This is a genomic window from Chryseobacterium sp. CBSDS_008 (assembly GCF_049959325.1).
Classification (GTDB): Bacteria; Bacteroidota; Bacteroidia; order Flavobacteriales; family Weeksellaceae; genus Chryseobacterium.
Genome location: NZ_CP188202.1, coordinates 1,639,201 through 1,655,099 on the forward strand (window position 1 = coordinate 1,639,201; position 15,899 = coordinate 1,655,099).

Annotated in this window: 14 protein-coding genes; 4 read left to right on the forward strand and 10 right to left on the reverse strand. The window is 36.6% G+C overall.

The features are described 5' to 3' along the window. From ACP3T3_RS07280 to ACP3T3_RS07295, 4 genes are all read right to left on the reverse strand, one after another. Positions 1–2,769, reverse strand: coding sequence for a hypothetical protein (locus tag ACP3T3_RS07280; RefSeq protein WP_426479246.1), 2,769 nt, complete (start codon positions 2,767–2,769; stop codon positions 1–3). Between the two features lie 65 nt (positions 2,770–2,834). After that, a complete protein-coding gene (locus ACP3T3_RS07285; RefSeq protein WP_426479247.1) occupies positions 2,835–3,977 on the reverse strand; it encodes a T9SS type A sorting domain-containing protein in 1,143 nt (380 codons plus the stop codon). 152 nt (positions 3,978–4,129) lie between these two features. After that, entirely contained in the window at positions 4,130–5,128 is a 999-nt protein-coding gene (locus ACP3T3_RS07290) for a TonB-dependent receptor plug domain-containing protein (RefSeq protein ID WP_426479248.1), read from the reverse strand. Positions 5,129–5,140: 12 nt separating this feature from the next. After that, entirely contained in the window at positions 5,141–5,659 is a 519-nt protein-coding gene (locus tag ACP3T3_RS07295) for an RNA polymerase sigma factor (RefSeq protein ID WP_426479249.1), read from the reverse strand. 195 nt (positions 5,660–5,854) lie between these two features. Here ACP3T3_RS07295 and ACP3T3_RS07300 point away from each other — a divergent pair, with 195 nt between their 5' ends. Both ACP3T3_RS07300 and ACP3T3_RS07305 read left to right on the forward strand, forming a co-directional pair. After that, the gene (locus ACP3T3_RS07300; RefSeq protein WP_426479250.1) at positions 5,855–7,057 is read left to right on the forward strand and encodes an aminopeptidase C; all 1,203 of its coding nucleotides are present in this window, start codon (positions 5,855–5,857) and stop codon (positions 7,055–7,057) included. 191 nt (positions 7,058–7,248) lie between these two features. Further along, on the forward strand, positions 7,249–7,407 hold the full coding sequence (locus ACP3T3_RS07305; RefSeq protein WP_426479251.1) for a bacteriocin-like protein: 159 nt from the start codon (positions 7,249–7,251) through the stop codon (positions 7,405–7,407). A 184-nt stretch (positions 7,408–7,591) separates the two neighbouring features. On the opposite strand, the gene ACP3T3_RS07310 is transcribed toward ACP3T3_RS07305, so the two are convergent. Then, positions 7,592–8,653, reverse strand: coding sequence for an NADH:flavin oxidoreductase (locus tag ACP3T3_RS07310; protein ID WP_426479252.1), 1,062 nt, complete (start codon positions 8,651–8,653; stop codon positions 7,592–7,594). 167 nt (positions 8,654–8,820) lie between these two features. Here ACP3T3_RS07310 and ACP3T3_RS07315 point away from each other — a divergent pair, with 167 nt between their 5' ends. After that, complete coding sequence (locus ACP3T3_RS07315; protein WP_110366981.1) at positions 8,821–9,210, forward strand: winged helix-turn-helix transcriptional regulator; 390 nt, start codon at positions 8,821–8,823, stop codon at positions 9,208–9,210. A 3-nt stretch (positions 9,211–9,213) separates the two neighbouring features. Here the strand turns inward: ACP3T3_RS07315 and ACP3T3_RS07320 are convergent, their stop codons facing one another. Continuing rightward, positions 9,214–9,549: a hypothetical protein gene (locus ACP3T3_RS07320; protein WP_426479253.1), complete on the reverse strand. Its 336-nt coding sequence runs from the start codon at positions 9,547–9,549 to the stop codon at positions 9,214–9,216. An 83-nt stretch (positions 9,550–9,632) separates the two neighbouring features. Beyond that, positions 9,633–12,065: an alpha-ketoacid dehydrogenase subunit alpha/beta gene (locus ACP3T3_RS07325; RefSeq protein ID WP_426479254.1), complete on the reverse strand. Its 2,433-nt coding sequence runs from the start codon at positions 12,063–12,065 to the stop codon at positions 9,633–9,635. A 138-nt stretch (positions 12,066–12,203) separates the two neighbouring features. Here ACP3T3_RS07325 and ACP3T3_RS07330 point away from each other — a divergent pair, with 138 nt between their 5' ends. Beyond that, entirely contained in the window at positions 12,204–12,497 is a 294-nt protein-coding gene (locus tag ACP3T3_RS07330) for a hypothetical protein (RefSeq protein ID WP_426479255.1), read from the forward strand. A gap of 210 nt (positions 12,498–12,707) precedes the next feature. Here the strand turns inward: ACP3T3_RS07330 and ACP3T3_RS07335 are convergent, their stop codons facing one another. From ACP3T3_RS07335 to ACP3T3_RS07345, 3 genes are all read right to left on the reverse strand, one after another. Further along, a complete protein-coding gene (locus ACP3T3_RS07335; protein WP_426479256.1) occupies positions 12,708–13,502 on the reverse strand; it encodes a hypothetical protein in 795 nt (264 codons plus the stop codon). Between the two features lie 241 nt (positions 13,503–13,743). Beyond that, positions 13,744–14,721, reverse strand: a complete 978-nt coding sequence (locus ACP3T3_RS07340; RefSeq protein ID WP_426479257.1) for a polyprenyl synthetase family protein — start codon at positions 14,719–14,721, stop codon at positions 13,744–13,746. Positions 14,722–14,793: 72 nt separating this feature from the next. Beyond that, the gene (locus ACP3T3_RS07345; protein WP_426479258.1) at positions 14,794–15,702 is read right to left on the reverse strand and encodes a hypothetical protein; all 909 of its coding nucleotides are present in this window, start codon (positions 15,700–15,702) and stop codon (positions 14,794–14,796) included. Between the last annotated feature and the right edge of the window lie 197 nt (positions 15,703–15,899).

The window sequence follows — 15,899 nt, forward strand, 5'->3', positions numbered from 1 at the left end:
TTAAAATTTGAGTGAAACAATACATCCGAATGTTTTAAAGGATGGAAGGTTGAAAAAATCCAGGCCTCTTCCGTTATCCGTATCATAAAAACTCTGATTGGGATCCGCCCCTTTATTGGCCTGCCAAAGCAGTATATTATTCACATAAAAAGTGAGTTTAAGGTTTTGCTTTCCATAATTAACCGGAAAACCGGAAGACAGTGAAATAGTATTGATTCTTATATAATCTGCCTTTTGGATATAGTTTTCCGCTACCCCAAGATAGCCATATCTCGACCACCTGTTTTCCTGAACATTCCGGTTGGGATCATAGAAATCTACAGGAATCTGATTGGCAGTTCCATTCGCATGTACACCTTCGAAAACATAGTTTTTAATATTCCTGTCTTCTCCCGAGCCGTAAGAACGTCCGTAATAATCGAGAACAGCTTGGGTTCCGTTCCAGAGTTGACCACCTTTTTTCCATTCCCAATTGATATCTAAGGAAAGGTTTTTATAACCAAAGCTGTGGTTAAACTTCATCACAAAATCCGGTGTAGGATCTGCAATAATTTTCATTCCGGCGGCCTTTTTAGGAAAACCGAACTCATCAATAATCAATTGACCGGCTGCGTTCCTTTCAAAATAGCTTCCCATTACAGCGCCCAGAACCTGCCCTTCTGATAGTGTTTTATACATATCCTTAAATCCCGACACCGCCAGATTCTGGTATCCGGGAGTTATACGGTCTGTTATATCTTTATATTTGAAAAAGGAAATTTTATGAGTTGTATGCATATCATATCCCAGATTGATTCTTTCAAAGGCAAGATTGAATTCATATCCGCTATACGTGTGATCCGCAATATTTTTTAGCTTCAACTGATTATTTTCAAAGACAGGGAAGATATCGTCTGTATTTTTTCTGTTGAAATATTCTCCTTCAACACTTATTTTATAACCAAGATTCAGTTTAGCTCCTATTTTCCATTCTTTAGTATTGATATTGGATAAACCTCTGTAGCTTTCCGCTTCCTGCAGAGGAAAAAATTGATTATAATTTTCTGCATTCAATAAAGTAGCCGCATATGATGCATATGACCTTGTAATATCCGGTTCGGAGCTTAGCTGTGTATAGCTTCCCAATAGTTTAAAACTGTAATTATTCCAATCAAAAATTTCTTTGAATTTGATATAGAAGTTAGCTCTTGGAAGCCAGTAATTGTTTTTAAGGGAAGTATTAGAAATATAAAATGAATTTCCAAGATTAAACCCTCCTTCAAAATCATAATCATTGATCTCCATATTATAATTAAAAATATGATCCTGTGAAATCCTCTGATAGAAATACTTTTGACTGGCAAAACTGTTATAAACATCTGATTTTCTATCATTTAATATAAAATTCAAACTGAAAGCATTTTTAAATCCATAGCTTCCCAATGTATAGGAACCCAATACATTAGAATGGTATAAGCTGTTATTTTGCATTCTTTCATTCAATATTCCATTAGCAAAGCCATAGGTTGAAGGTTTAAACTGATCCCGGTTCCGGATGTTGTTGTTTTCATAAGACTGGCTGAGATTCAATCTAAAATCTCCCCATGTTTTTACAAGATTAAGGCTAACCTGTCTTTGCCGGTTCTGATATTGATATTTGCCATCCTGTTCAAAAAGAAATGAAGGGTTGTCGGCATATTGGCTGTAACTTCTCTGTGCGCCGTTGCTCAGGAAGACATTCTGTTCGTTTGAGAAAGAAACGGGTGTCAGCAATGAATTCTGATAGGCTCTGTTGAACAGGCCAGTTCTGTTGGTATTGGTTGCTTTATCTTCTTCGTAACTAAAAGCAAGGGTAATAAAATATCCGGCAAAATTGGTATTCAGTTTTGTTTTAAAGGTGTTGGCAATATCAAATTGATCAATGAAATACATCTGGTTTTTCTGCTGACCAAGATTCAATGAAAGTCCTATTTTTTCGTTGTAGCCTTCTTTTATAAAAGCATTTACATTTAATTGATTGTTGTACCCAACCGTAGTTTTAAAAAGGTTATTATTATATTTTTGTGCATGCTGAAGTCCATCAATCCAGGGAATTAATCTTCCATTACGGTCGTATTCATAAGCCAGTCCATCAAATCCTAATGTAGAAATCTCAGGTCCGAAACTGAACATTTCATTAGTTTCCGGACCTTTCCAGATAAGTTTTCCGTTTTCCGATCTTCCCTGTACGTATTTATTTTGGGTTCCTGGAACTGCATTGCTGCTTTTAATGTCAAAAGATGTCGTAAAGCTTCCATTGAGTGACAAAGTCCTCTCATTAAGACCTTTTAAGATATAAAGGCTATCATTTTTTTGCTTTAATTTTCTTATCCGGTAAAAATTATTGTTGGACTTTTTGCTTAAAAATGTCTTTGCTTTTTCAATACTGAATTCATCTTTGGCTTCTTTTGAAACCAGACTGTCATAAGCTTTGCTGTAAATATTTTCTACATTTTTCTTTTCTGTCTGGCTTTCCAGGATGGCCTTTAATTCCTGGAGTTCATACGTTGCAATAACATGGGTGTTTTTCCCTTGATTCCATATGAGTGTATCATAAGGCTTCGCCGCAATAATAGCAAATCCTTTCTCATCAGTCAGTTCATAAATACCACTGTTTTTATTAGAAACCTTTAAAAAATTCTGTTCTTTATTTTTAGATGATAAAAATTTTCCGGAATAATATAATTGGGAGTTTTGTGCCTGTAAAATGGTAATGGTAAATGGCAGTAACAGCAGATAATTCTTTTTCATCGGTTATTAGTATGCTTAAAAATATAAAAAAAGAAATTTACGGGGAAATTTCTTTTTTATGAATATTACTTTTTAATGATCTTAAATGTTTCCCACAGGTCATTGGTATGAATACGCAGAAGATAAATCCCTTGAGGATAAGATGTTACATCAATTGTATTTTTACCTTCCGGCAGTTTTTCTTTTCTCATAATAATCTTTCCGGCAAGATCATAAACAAATAATTCCCCGACTGATTTCCTTGTTTTTATCTGCAGAAGTCCTGTCGTTGGGTTCGGAAATATTACAGTCTTGCTATCAGCCTGGCTGTCAATTTCTTTCTCCATTTTTTTATTGGTATGATCATTTGAAATGCCTGCGCTGCATTCCGGTAAAACGGATCTTTGCAAGATTAATCTTAATAATAAATCATTTAGTTTTTCAACCTCATAAGAATCTATAGTTGGCTTAATATGGTTATTTCCTATCCCGCTGTCATTGGTAAGAAAAGTATAGGTACCATTTGTAAGTAAGGCAAATGTCCGCATCAGGTATTCGGTTTGTTTATCCGTATCACTGGCAGCCAATGGAATAATGGTAATGCCTTTCCTTGCAGCAGCTTTTATTGTATTATAAAGTTCTTTTATATTCTGTTCTGAATGGTGTGGCGGTGCGTCAAGAATCAAAAACATGATTTTGGTTGAGTTTTCATTACTCCATTCCAGTTCGTCAACAGAAACTTTCAGGGCTTCTACAACAGCTTCCGGAGTATCTCCGCCACCTCCAGCATTTTGTTTTTTTATAAATCCAACAAGGTCTTCCGCTTTATCTGAAAAATCAAATTTCCGGGTCACAAATTCATCTCCCTGGTCTCTATAAAAAACTGATCCGTATCTTACCTTTGTATTGTTAAGCTGTCCTTCGATCTTTTTCAACACATCCAAAAGTTCAGACTGAAGATAAGAAATTTCATCCCCCATAGAACCTGTTGCATCCACTACGAAAGCAAGATCCAATATACGTTTTTGCAGGCAGGGCTTATCCATAATAATCAGATTTTGTCCATTTTTAAAGGTTCTGAGATTACTGCTGATTACCTGTCCTGAACCATCAGATAAATAATATCTTCCTGAATCCGGGCTGTTATCTGTCAGTGGTGATATCCATAGTTCTACATTGCCCAGGTTATCTGAAACGGCTTCCCAAATAATGTTTTTCTTATCATCCAACAGTTTTACTTTTTCACCTATTACCGCCCTTTTATCTCTATTGACCAGCTGAACTGAAATTCTTTTATCAGGGAAGAATTTCCAGGTATTTTTATACTGATCCAGCGTGGGAACTGCAATATCTTTCCAATAATCCCATTTCGAAAAGTCATTTACTTCCCCTGCTGTCCTGCCTTAGGAAGTGCTGTTTCTGATTCTTCAGCTTCTTTTACACTGTCTGAAGCTATTTTTTTTAAGCTTTCTATTTCAGTTGCGGATAATCCTTTTGTAGTGATTACAATAACTCCGTTATTAGCTTTGCTTCCATAAAGGGCAGCAGCTTCCAGACCCTTCAGCACTTTTACTTCTTTTATTTTTTTAGGATCCAGGATATCCAGGATTTCAGACTTCCGGCCTGATATAACCCCATCAATGATGTATAAAGGGCTCGCAGAACGTCCATCTACACTTCTTGTTCCTCTGATTACTATTTCACCACCTCTTTTAATCCCACTCGCTACTTCTATCCCTGCAACACTTCCTGCCAATGAAGATACTGCAGCGTGGGGGCGTACAAAAGTTTTATCTGCAGAAGCAATCATTGCTGTTGAAGATGACGTAATCTCACTTTTAACTGTTTTTGAATACCCCATTACCACAACTTCTTCAATACGTTGTGTTTTTAAAGTATCATTATATATTTCGGGTAAAGATGAAATTATTCTATCGGGAGCTTTTACTGGTGGAATATTATAGGCAGGCGGAGATTTGTATAGATCTGTTTCTACAACCGGTAAAGATTGATGTGCCAAAGGAAGAGGTACAGATCCAGGTAATTCTTCTTTTCTGATATTCTCTTTTACTGTACTGTCTATTTTTGCAACATCTGCGTTGCTAACCGGGCCTTTTGACTTTGTATTCTCTGCTATTACAGGCTTTAAAGGTTCCGGAACTTCTTTTTTATTCATAAAATAAAAAGCTCCCAGGCCAATCACCAGGCTTACAGCAATACCATATGGCAGCCAAAGTGGCATGATTCTCTTTTTTCCTTCTTTTTTATCTAATTTCTCTTCAATTTTTTCCCATACTTTTTCAAAACCAGGAAAAACTGTTGGTTCTTCTGAAAGCTTAGAGGCTTCATTGAATTGTTGATCTATATGATTATTTTCCATTGTTGTAAACGTTTAAATGTTTTGATTCACTAAAAGTTCCTGCAGTTTTTTCCTTGCAAAATTGAGCTGGGATTTTGAAGTTCCTTCACTGATGGAAAGCATGATAGCTATTTCCTTATGAGGATATCCTTCAATAGCGAAAAGATTAAAGATCGCTCTGCAGCCCTCAGGAAGAAAATTCAGTAAATTCAGAATATCCTTTTCCAGGGAAAGGTTTTCTGCAGTTCCTTCAGAATGATCGATAACTTTTTCTTCCAGGGAAATAAACAGTCCTTTATTGGATCTTAATTTCTGCAGGCATTCGTTTACCGCAATTTTTCTAGCCCATGCTTCAAAGGTTTCAGGATTCTGAAGCTGGGTGATTTTCGTGAAAATTTTATAGAATGTATCGGCTAATACTTCTTCTATATCTTCGTCGTTTTTCAAATAGCGTCTGCAGACTGCGTAAAGCCTGCCAGCCATTTTCTCGTAAACCTTCCGCTGGGCGTTGCGGCTGTTACGCTGACATTCCAATAATAATTCTTGTTCCATATCAGGAGTTATATGAATATAGATGCAGAAACTTTTAAAAGGGTTGGAAACATGATCAAAATTTTTTGGATAAATGACGAAACGCAAAACGGCAAACGAGTTTTCAGCATTTATTTTAATTTCAAATTTAACTTTTCCTTCTGTAACAAATCTCTATTATCAACGACTCTTAATATAACTAATCTTTTTATAGTAATGAAAAATGCCAAAATTGCATCATTACTTTTTGTTTTGTCTGCAGGAAGTATGATGTTTGCCCAAGATGACTTAATCAACAAGTTAAAAAACAACCAGTCACAAAATGCTAATTTTCAGTTCACAGCGCTAAAGGACGTTGGTGCAACTTCTGTAAAGAACCAGGGTTCATCAGGAACTTGCTGGAGCTATTCCGGAAACTCTTTCCTTGAATCTGAAATGCAGAGAATGGGCAAAAAACCTGTAGATCTTGCCGAAATCTTTACGGCGAGAAACTCTTACCACGATAAAGCGAAATTATATGTTTTGAATAATGGCGCTATCAACTGGGGTGACGGAGGTGAACTTCACGACGTAATCAATATGTACAAGAAATACGGAGCAGTTCCTCAGGATGTTTATACCGGATTAAAGACCGGACAGACTACCAACAACTTCAAGGAAATGCAGGGGAAACTGAAGCCGGTTCTTGACAGCCTTGTTCAGGCTTCTTCAAAGGGAAAGCTTACAGACAACTGGATGGATTCTGTAAATGCTATTCTTGATGAATATTTAGGAAAAGTGCCCGCTAATTTTACTTATGAAGGGAAAAACTATACTCCGAAAACATTTGCCAAAGAGGTAGTAGGAATCAATCCTGAAGATTATGTAGAATTATCTTCTTATAAAGATTATTCTTATTATGAGAAATTTGTAGTTCCGATTCCTGATAACTGGAGCCATGATTCTGACTGGAACGTTCCGATGAAAGATCTTACGGCGATCATTGACAATGCAGTAAACAAAGGATATTCTGTAGGTTGGGCAACTGACGTTTCTGAGCCTTATTTTTCTTATAAAAACGGGGTAGCTTATGTTCCGGATATGGAGCTTGATCAGATTACTGCAGAAAATAAACAGACTTTGTTTACAGAGCCTAAAAAGGATAAAACCATTACTGAAGATATGCGTCAGAAAGCGCTTAACAACCTTTCTACAACGGATGACCACGGTATGCATATTGTAGGTTTGGCAAAAGACCAGACGGGTAAAGAATATTATATGGTGAAAAACTCATGGGGAGTAACCAATGATTTTGCAGGATACCTGTATGTAACAAGACCTTACGTTGAATACAAATCAACAGCCATTCTTGTTCACAAAAATGCCATTCCGAAAAGCATCTTAAAACAATTGAAGCCAGCTAAAAATATTGGTTTATAAGATAAAGAAATCATTTCTGCCGGTTTAACGGCAGTTTTAGATATTTAAATCTGTTAAACCCCGCTCCTGGAAATTCCGGAAGCGGGGTTGTTTTATACCGCTATTTTATATAATACATTCACATTTAAATATTAAGTATTGTTTCATTTTCAAAAAATATTATATTTGTATGAATCGACAAATTATTACATATGAAAAATTCAAGAAAATTATCAAAATCAGAACTCAAAAAAATTAATGGTGGAAATGCACCTGAATGTCCACAAGGAAGTACTGCTTGCTATATCCCTGGCAGTAATGGCGTTCCTCCACGTTGGAAATGTGTACCCGATTCTGTGGGATGTCCTTAAACTTACAAAACCGGCTTTCAGGAAATCCTGAAAGCCGGTTCTTTAATAAATAGGTGAAAATTAAATATAAAATAAAGTGAATTATGCTGATTTAATACCAGGCTGAATAGTCAATTTTGCTTCGCAAGAATACAATATACTGTTAAAAATTGACAGAGAAGCAAATTCAGGATTCATTATGATATTAAAATAAAACGCCCATACTTTCTGCTGAAAAGTCAAGAAGAGCTTCTGTATTTCCTTCTTTGATCTTCTGTACCCACTGATAATCCTGAAGAATAGCTCTTCCTACGGCAACCAGATCAAATTCTTCATTATCGAGTCTTCTGATCAGCTCTGTAAGGTCTGATTTCTCAGTTCCCTGCCCTGCAAACGCATTAAGGAAATCCCCGTTCAATCCTACAGACCCTACGGTAATGGTTGGCTGCCCGGTAATTTTTTTTGCCCATCCTGCAAAATTTAAATCTGAACCTTCAAATTCCGGTTCCCAGAAACGACGTTGTGAGCAGTGGAAAATATCCACACCAGCTTCTTTTAATGGTAATAACCAGTCTTCCATTTCGTTTGGAGTGAATGCCAGCCTGGTTTTATAATCCTGCTGCTTCCATTGGGAAAGGCGGATAATAATCGTAAAGTCCTCTCCTACTGCTGCTCTGATTGCTTTTACTACTTCCACAGCAAACCTGCTTCTTTCTTTTAGTGTTTTACCGCCGTATTCGTCAGTTCTTGTATTGGTTACTTCCCAGAAAAACTGATCGATAAGATAGCCGTGAGCCCCATGAATTTCAATACAGTCGAAGCCAAGATCTTTCGCTGATTTTGCAGATGCTGCAAACTGCGCAATCGTATCCTGAATATCTTCAATGGTCATCGTTGAAGCTTTTTCCATAGGAACCAAAGGATAATCTTCTGATGTTCTTGTGTCTCCAACGTGCCAGATCTGAGGTCCCATTTTGCCACCATTCTGATGAACGGTATCAATGACGTTTTTCCATCCGTTTAAAGCTTCTGTTCCATAGAAATCTGGAATATTCTGCATATTTTTTGATCCCGGTCTGTTGATCACAGTTCCTTCAGAAAGGATCAATCCTACTTCTGAAGCAGCTCTTCTTCCGTAATAGTCTGCAATACTCTGTGTAGGTACTCCATTGTCAGACTGTGCTCTGGTCATTGGAGCCATTACAATTCTATTTTTAAGCTGTAAATTTTTATATTGAAACGGTTTAAATAATGATGATGTGCTCATATTTAAATTTATATTTTATAATTGTTACACAAAGTAACTAATAATAGTTCATTTTTGTATCTTTTATTAAAAAAATAGTGGTAACTTCGCAGTAACTTACATTAGTAACATCAAAGTAACGTATGAAATTCTAATTTCATGCGATTATTTAAAATAAATTTCTCCTTATGAAAAAGAATGAATTAATGCAATACAGCTGTCCTCTGGGCAAGGCCATGGCCGCTTTGGGAAGCAAATGGAAGCCTATTATTGTGCTGGTCATTAAAGACAGAAAGTTACGTTTTGGGGAACTGGCAGTACGCATTAATGTCATTTCCAGAAAGGTATTAACTGATCAGCTGAGAGAAATGGAAGCCGATGGACTGGTCATCCGTGAAGAGTTTAAGGAACTTCCTCCCCGAGTAGAATATTCTCTTACAGAAAAAGGATTGGCCTTGTTGCCTATTTTGTACCAATTAGAAGAATGGGAAACGAAATATCATGTTTATGATCCTGAAAAAGAGAAGGATTGTAAAATGATTATGGAAAGTAAGAAAATACAAAAGATTGTTATTTGATGGTCACTTTATTAGCTTTATCTGAACACTTTCAGGATAACTGCCATTAACATAATTCACCCACTCTTTCTCTATCACAGCTTTTGAACCTGCTTTAGGAATTGAATCTTTGTATTTAAAATAAAGGGTATCATTTTTTAATCTATAACTTCCGCTGTACACATCTTTATCCCGCATAATTCCCTGAGAAATGAATTCAAAACTTTTATCATCATACATTTTCAAATAAATCCAGCCTAAAGGAGCTTCTCTGTCTGCCAGTAAAACTTCTTTTTTATTCGCTTTCTTACAACCTATAATTATTAGTATTAAGATCAAATATAAGAGTCTAATTTTCATGGTTTATCACTGAAGGATTCAAGTAATATAAACAAAAAACCGCTCCCAAAAGGAAGCGGTTTCAAAATTTATTTAAATCCCAATTAGAATATCGCAGGATATTTCTGAGGGTTTGTTTCGTTAAACATAGCATAGATCTTTTCTACCATATCGTCTGCAGACGGCTTACTGAAGTAATCACCATCACTTGCATAGGCAGGTCTGTGGTCATTTGCAGCGATTGTCAGCGGGTCTGAATCCAGATATCTGAATGCCTTCTGCTTTTCAAGGATCTGCTGTAAGATGAACCCTGTAGTTCCTCCTTCCACATCTTCGTCAATCACTACCAATCTGTTGGTTTTCTTAACACTTTCAGCAATTTCGTGGGATAAGTCAAAAGGAATCAATGACTGAATATCAATTACTTCTGCAGAAATCCCCAGTTTTTCCAATTCAGTGGCAGCTTCCATTACTATTCTCCAGGTAGAGCCGTAAGTAACCAAAGTAACGTCTTTTCCTTCTTTCGTAACTTCAATTTTTCCTACAGGAACTGTGAACTCACCTAAGTTATCCGGTTGTTTTTCTTTTAACCTGTAACCGTTCAGACATTCTACAATAATTGCAGGCTCATCCGCCTGAAGCATCGTATTATAAAATCCTGCAGCTTTCATAAGGTTTCTAGGCACCAATACCAAAATACCTTTTGAAAGGTTAAGAATACCCGCCATTGGAGAACCCGAATGCCAGATCCCTTCTAGTCTGTGGCCTCTTGTTCTGATGATCAACGGAGCTTTCTGACCTCCTTTGGTTCTGTAATGTACCGTTGCCAGGTCATCACTCATTCCCTGTAAACAGTAAAGAACATAATCTAAGTACTGGATTTCAGCGATTGGTCTCAAACCTCTCATGGCCATACCAATTCCCTGTCCAAGAATCGTTGCTTCACGGATTCCTGTATCAGCGATACGTAAAGCACCGTATTTTTCCTGCATTCCTTCCAATCCCTGGTTTACGTCACCGATGTTTCCGGTATCTTCTCCAAAGATTAAGGTTTCAGGATATTTTTCAAATATTTTATCAAAATTGTTTCTGATAACCACTCTTCCGTCCACCTCTTCTGAACTGTCAGAATAAACAGGTTTAATTTCCTCGATGTTTTCAGCTTTCCATAGAGACTGAGAGTATAAATGAGAAGAATAATTATCTTTTTCAACAGCAGCTACTTCATTGTATTTCTGCATCAGCTGAGTTCTTTCTGCTGAGTTTGTACCTCTTGTAGCCAGTAAAGCCTTTCTTACCAAATGGAAGATATCTTTCTTAGCTTTTGAAACCAGTTTATTGAACTGAGCAATATATGTTTCCACTTCAGCATTCTGCCCCTTAATGTTTTCCACTAAAGGTAAAATAGACTGAATAAGTTCTGAGATTGTTTTCTGATAGTTTTCCCAGGCTGCTTTCTGTCCTGCTTTAGCTGTCTTTTTCGCTTCCTCATCAATAGCTTCCAGCTCTTCAGCAGTAGCAATTACTTCTTCCTGGCCATCAATTTCGATAGAATAGTTCAGAATCCATTCTTTGAATTTTGCCAGTCCGTCATATTCAGCTTCCCAGGCCAGACGTTCTTCGTTTTTATATCTTTCGTGAGATCCGGATGTAGAATGTCCCTGAGGCTGGGTAACATCAACCACATGCACTACCACCGGCACACTTTCTGTTCTTGCAAAATGTTCAGCCTTTGCATAGGCTTCTAATAATGCCGGATAATCCCAGGCTTTTACCTGGATAATCTCGCATCCCTGATTCTCGCCTTCTTTTCTCTGGAAACCGCTTAGCATTTCACTGATGTCAGCTTTGGCTCTCTGATTTTTTGTAGGAACTGAAATTCCGTATCCGTCATCCCAGATAGAAACAATCATAGGAACCTGAAGAGCACATGCTGCATTCAATGTTTCCCAGAAATGTCCTTCTGCTGTAGAAGCATCCCCGATTGTCCCGAAAGCAATTTCGTTTCCTTCTTTTGAGAATTTTTCTGATCCGTCAAATTTTACACTTTTATAGATAGTTGAAGCCTGAGCCAATCCTAATAATCTCGGCATCTGCCCGGCTGTAGGAGAAATATCGGAAGAAATATTTTTCTGAGCTGTCAAATCTTTCCAGCTTCCGTCTTCATTTAAACTTCTTGTTGCGAAATGCCCGTTCATCTGTCTTCCCGCTGAAGCAGGCTCTCTTTCCACGCTTGTATCGGCATACATTTGTGCAAAGAAACTTTCTACTGTTAAGGCCTCTATTGCCAATGCAAAAGTCTGATCCCTGTAATATCCTGAACGGAAGTCTCCATTTCTGAAAACTTTCGCCATGGCAAGCTGAGGAAGTTCTTTTCCATCCCCAAAAATTCCGAATTTAGCTTTTCCAGTGAGTACTTCTCTCCTTCCGAGATAAGACATTTCACGGGAAATCCTTCCTAACCTGTAATCTTCAAGTATCTGATTTTTAAAATCTTGAAAGGATATTTGCTGTGTTTCAATGTAGGTTGTTTGCATAGCTAAGTAAAAAAGTTTTTTAATCTTCAAGTATTTTGCTAATATACACTTTTTAAATTAATTTTAATTTTTAATAATCTTTTTTAAAAATTTGATAATAAAAAAAATTGTGCTTTATTTTGATAAAAACTGTAAAAGATGGAAAAAAAGTCACCTCATATTCTGAATGCTTCAAGCAATCTTTTAGGGTTTTCATTGGTTATTATTACCTCATTGAAAATCACTAAGATCAGTCAGCATACATATCTGGATGAATTTGCAGGATTTGCATGTATTCTTTTTGCCTGCAGCTGCTTCTTTTCTTTTTTGGCCATCAGAACAAGAAATATAAAGCGGGAATACACGTTTGAGAACATTGCGGATTATTTATTTTTAATCGCTTTATTTTGTATAGTTCTGGCCGTTATTATTGTAACCCTGAAAATCATTTAATTTAAAATTTTCACAGAATTGCCTATTTTAGGGAAATATATAAGGATAATCGTATAAAAACCCGAGAATTCATTAAAGAGCTATTTTCTATTTTTTAGCCTAAATTAATATGAGATTCTGGATATAAAAAGAGAAAGTGTTCTGTATACATTTCCTGTTTCCCGAAAACATATACAAAACACTTTAGTCTTAATTAGAGTAAAGATAGAATTAGATCTTCTGAACAGTTACATTGGTAACATTCCCACTTCCTGTAGATCCTGTTTCTGTAGCTAAAACCGTAGCATTTTGGTTTGCAAATGCTGTAAAACGGATCTGATATCCCTCTGAGGGAACAACAATTACAGTTGTATAACTCATCAGCTCTCCAACACCTACCGCGGGAGCTACAGCATTATAGTGGCTGGCCCTTCCCAAATAATTAGCATCAGGTACCGACCTTATTCCTAAAAGCAGCTGAGCCCCTGCCGCCATACCAGTGAAGCTAGCTTGTAATGTAATCAGATAATTACCAGGCTGATTGAAGGTCATCACACCAGTTCCGGTATCATAGGAATAGAAAGGAGAAGTAGCTATCGGTGTAACGAATAATAAAGTGGTAATTATAGAACCACTGACGTTCTGGTTAGCTGCTAAACGCGTATGAAACAGTGAATACGCCGTAAAATCTATAGTCTTCAGAATACCGCTGGCATTAGCTACAACGATCCTGTCTGTTCCTCCGACACCCACATTTGAGTTAATATCACGAATGCGCACATTACCTGAAGCTATATCCAGTTTTTCTGTTGGAGCAGCTACTCCTATCCCAACATTAGCCTGTTGTGTTACTACAAAATCATTAGCTTGCTGAACCACAGAAGGAGCACCAGTGACAGGATTGTCTTTGCTTCCATCTATATGAAAAGTTGTCTGGGGATTTTGGGTGTTTATTCCAACTTGCGAAAACATACCGGAACTTAAACCGACGGCAAAAATAACTGCCAATTTGTTAGTTTTTTTCATTATTTGTTGTTTTTTGTAACGACAAATTAACAACAATTATTTTGAAACCCAATGAATTGTTAACAAGCACTTTACTTGAATTATGCAAAATATTAGTTTACAGTAATTTACTAACACAAAAAAAACTAATCACAACTCATTGAATTACTGAAAGATAGCTTCATCTCTCCAATAATAGGGACTCTATATCCGATTAAATAAGAGAACAAAAAAAGCAGAACTGCTAAAAAGGGTGTGTATATCAGAATTTTCGCTCAATGACATAATCCAGCATATTATATAATGATGTTCTAGCTTCAGAATCAGGAAATTCATTCAGAATATTTTTCGCCTTCTGATGGAAATCTTTCATGACCGTAATGGCATATTCCAACCCACCTGAACTTTTCACAAACTCTATGAGTTCTTTTACACGTTTGGGATTGTTATTATAACGTTTTATGGTTTCGAAATAGTATTTTCTGTCTTTTTCGGCGGCTATTTTCAGGGTATGAATTAAAGGCAGGGTCATTTTCTGTTCCTTAATATCAATTCCTACAGGCTTTCCGATCACGTTTGAACTTAAATAATCAAAAAGGTCATCCTTGATCTGAAATGCCATTCCTGTAAAGGTTCCGAAATCCATCATCTTCTTGGCAAGGGCTTCATCCGCGTTGTTGGAAAGAACACCGATTTCACAGCAGGCAGCAATCAGAGTAGCGGTCTTCTGACGGATGATTTCATAATAAACATCTTCAGTGATATCCAGTTTTCTGGCTTTTTCCAGCTGCAGAAGTTCTCCTTCGGACATTTCACGAATTGTTCTTGAAATCACTCCAAGCAGGTCATAGTCTTTATGGTCGGTAGATAATAATACAGATTTTGACAGCAGATAATCCCCTACCAAAACCGCAATTTTATTTTTCCACAAAGCATTGATTGAAAAGAAATTACGACGTTTAAAACTTTCATCCACCACATCATCATGCACCAGAGTTGCGGTATGGATCAACTCAATCATAGAAGCACCGCGGTAGGTCTTTTCTGTTACTTCACCCACCAGTTTGGCACAAAGAAATACAAACATAGGACGCATCTGCTTTCCTTTGGTGGTAACAATAAAACGGGTTACTTTATCCAATAAAGCTACTTTACTCTGCATTGATTCATAAAACTTCTGTTCAAAAAGCTTCATTTCATCATTGATCGGTCGTTTAATCTCTTCTACAATGTTTGCCACAATCTGCGATGCTGGGTGAATAATTATTAATTCTCACAAAGATAATTTTTTTCGGTCAATTTTAAGATAAAATTAATCTTTGAGTTGATCTTTCGGGATAAAATAAAATGAAGGTTTTGTACTTCCCAACGGAGATTGGAATTTTTCTCCTGAAATATAAATTCCTGTTTCGTCCACACTTATACCTTCAATCTGTGATAATGAAAGTGCGGTTCCAAGGTAATAATGTTTGGGGTTTTCTTTGAAAAACAGTCCAGGTTCTGTTTCAGTGAAGACATCTAAAAAGATTTCTGTTTTCTTGGTATACCCTATCAGATAAAGCTTTTTATCAAAATAAGAAGCATCTGTAACTACAAAATGGGTTTTATAGGATTCTTTTTTTTCTGCTTTTTGAAGTTCTGAAATTTCAGGATCTACAATATAATGAGAGGTTGCTTTCGAAGCCCATTCTTTGGTAAATATATGCAGCTTTCCATTCAAATAGATCATGGCTTCCGCATCGAAGTCGTTCTTTGTGTTTTTAGAAATAAATTCAGTCTGCTCGGGATAATAAAATAGAATTTTAGTTCCATCAAAAGCCCTTTCTGAACCGGGAATTTTAATGGCATTAGATGTATCAAGACGCCCGTATGGAACTTTGTAAATCATCAGATCCTTTCTTGTTCCTGTATTATTTCCAAAATCTCCTATATAAAAATTTTCGCCATCATTAGCCAAAGCTTCCCAATCTGTATTGATTAAATTGGTTTTCAGTGTTCTGATAACTTCGCCACTCTTTTTATCAATTTCAAAAATCTCAGCCGGATTTCCGCTATCATTGAATGTATACAGCTTTCCGTTTAAAATATCCAGTCCGGAGGTTTCTTCAATTTTATCACTCAGATAATTAATCCTGTATTTTTTTATTTTCAGAAAGTCGGCCTGCTGTGAAAATACAGATTGAGCGGTGATAAGAGAAACAATCAGAAGGAATTTTTTCATGAGACAAAAGTAAGGTTTTATAATGAGTTGGTGAGTTTGAGGGTGAGAGCATTTGAGAGTTTGAGGGTTTGAGGATTTGAGAGTTTGAGGGTGAGAGCTTTTATTTGTAAATTACATGGCTCTTTTACCTTTTTACTTTCAGCTTCTGCTATCATCTTCTTACAACAGAAAAACGAGCTAAAATAGCCCGCTTTCCC

Coding starts and splice junctions, on each gene's coding strand:
- ACP3T3_RS07280 (WP_426479246.1), bottom strand. CDS start 2,769: ATGAAAAAGAATTATCTGCTGTTACTGCCATTTACCATTACCATTTTA.
- ACP3T3_RS07290 (WP_426479248.1), bottom strand. CDS start 5,128: ATGGAAAATAATCATATAGATCAACAATTCAATGAAGCCTCTAAGCTT.
- ACP3T3_RS07295 (WP_426479249.1), bottom strand. CDS start 5,659: ATGGAACAAGAATTATTATTGGAATGTCAGCGTAACAGCCGCAACGCC.
- ACP3T3_RS07300 (WP_426479250.1), top strand. CDS start 5,855: ATGAAAAATGCCAAAATTGCATCATTACTTTTTGTTTTGTCTGCAGGA.
- ACP3T3_RS07305 (WP_426479251.1), top strand. CDS start 7,249: ATGAAAAATTCAAGAAAATTATCAAAATCAGAACTCAAAAAAATTAAT.
- ACP3T3_RS07310 (WP_426479252.1), bottom strand. CDS start 8,653: ATGAGCACATCATCATTATTTAAACCGTTTCAATATAAAAATTTACAG.
- ACP3T3_RS07315 (WP_110366981.1), top strand. CDS start 8,821: ATGAAAAAGAATGAATTAATGCAATACAGCTGTCCTCTGGGCAAGGCC.
- ACP3T3_RS07320 (WP_426479253.1), bottom strand. CDS start 9,549: ATGAAAATTAGACTCTTATATTTGATCTTAATACTAATAATTATAGGT.
- ACP3T3_RS07325 (WP_426479254.1), bottom strand. CDS start 12,065: ATGCAAACAACCTACATTGAAACACAGCAAATATCCTTTCAAGATTTT.
- ACP3T3_RS07330 (WP_426479255.1), top strand. CDS start 12,204: ATGGAAAAAAAGTCACCTCATATTCTGAATGCTTCAAGCAATCTTTTA.
- ACP3T3_RS07335 (WP_426479256.1), bottom strand. CDS start 13,502: ATGAAAAAAACTAACAAATTGGCAGTTATTTTTGCCGTCGGTTTAAGT.
- ACP3T3_RS07345 (WP_426479258.1), bottom strand. CDS start 15,702: ATGAAAAAATTCCTTCTGATTGTTTCTCTTATCACCGCTCAATCTGTA.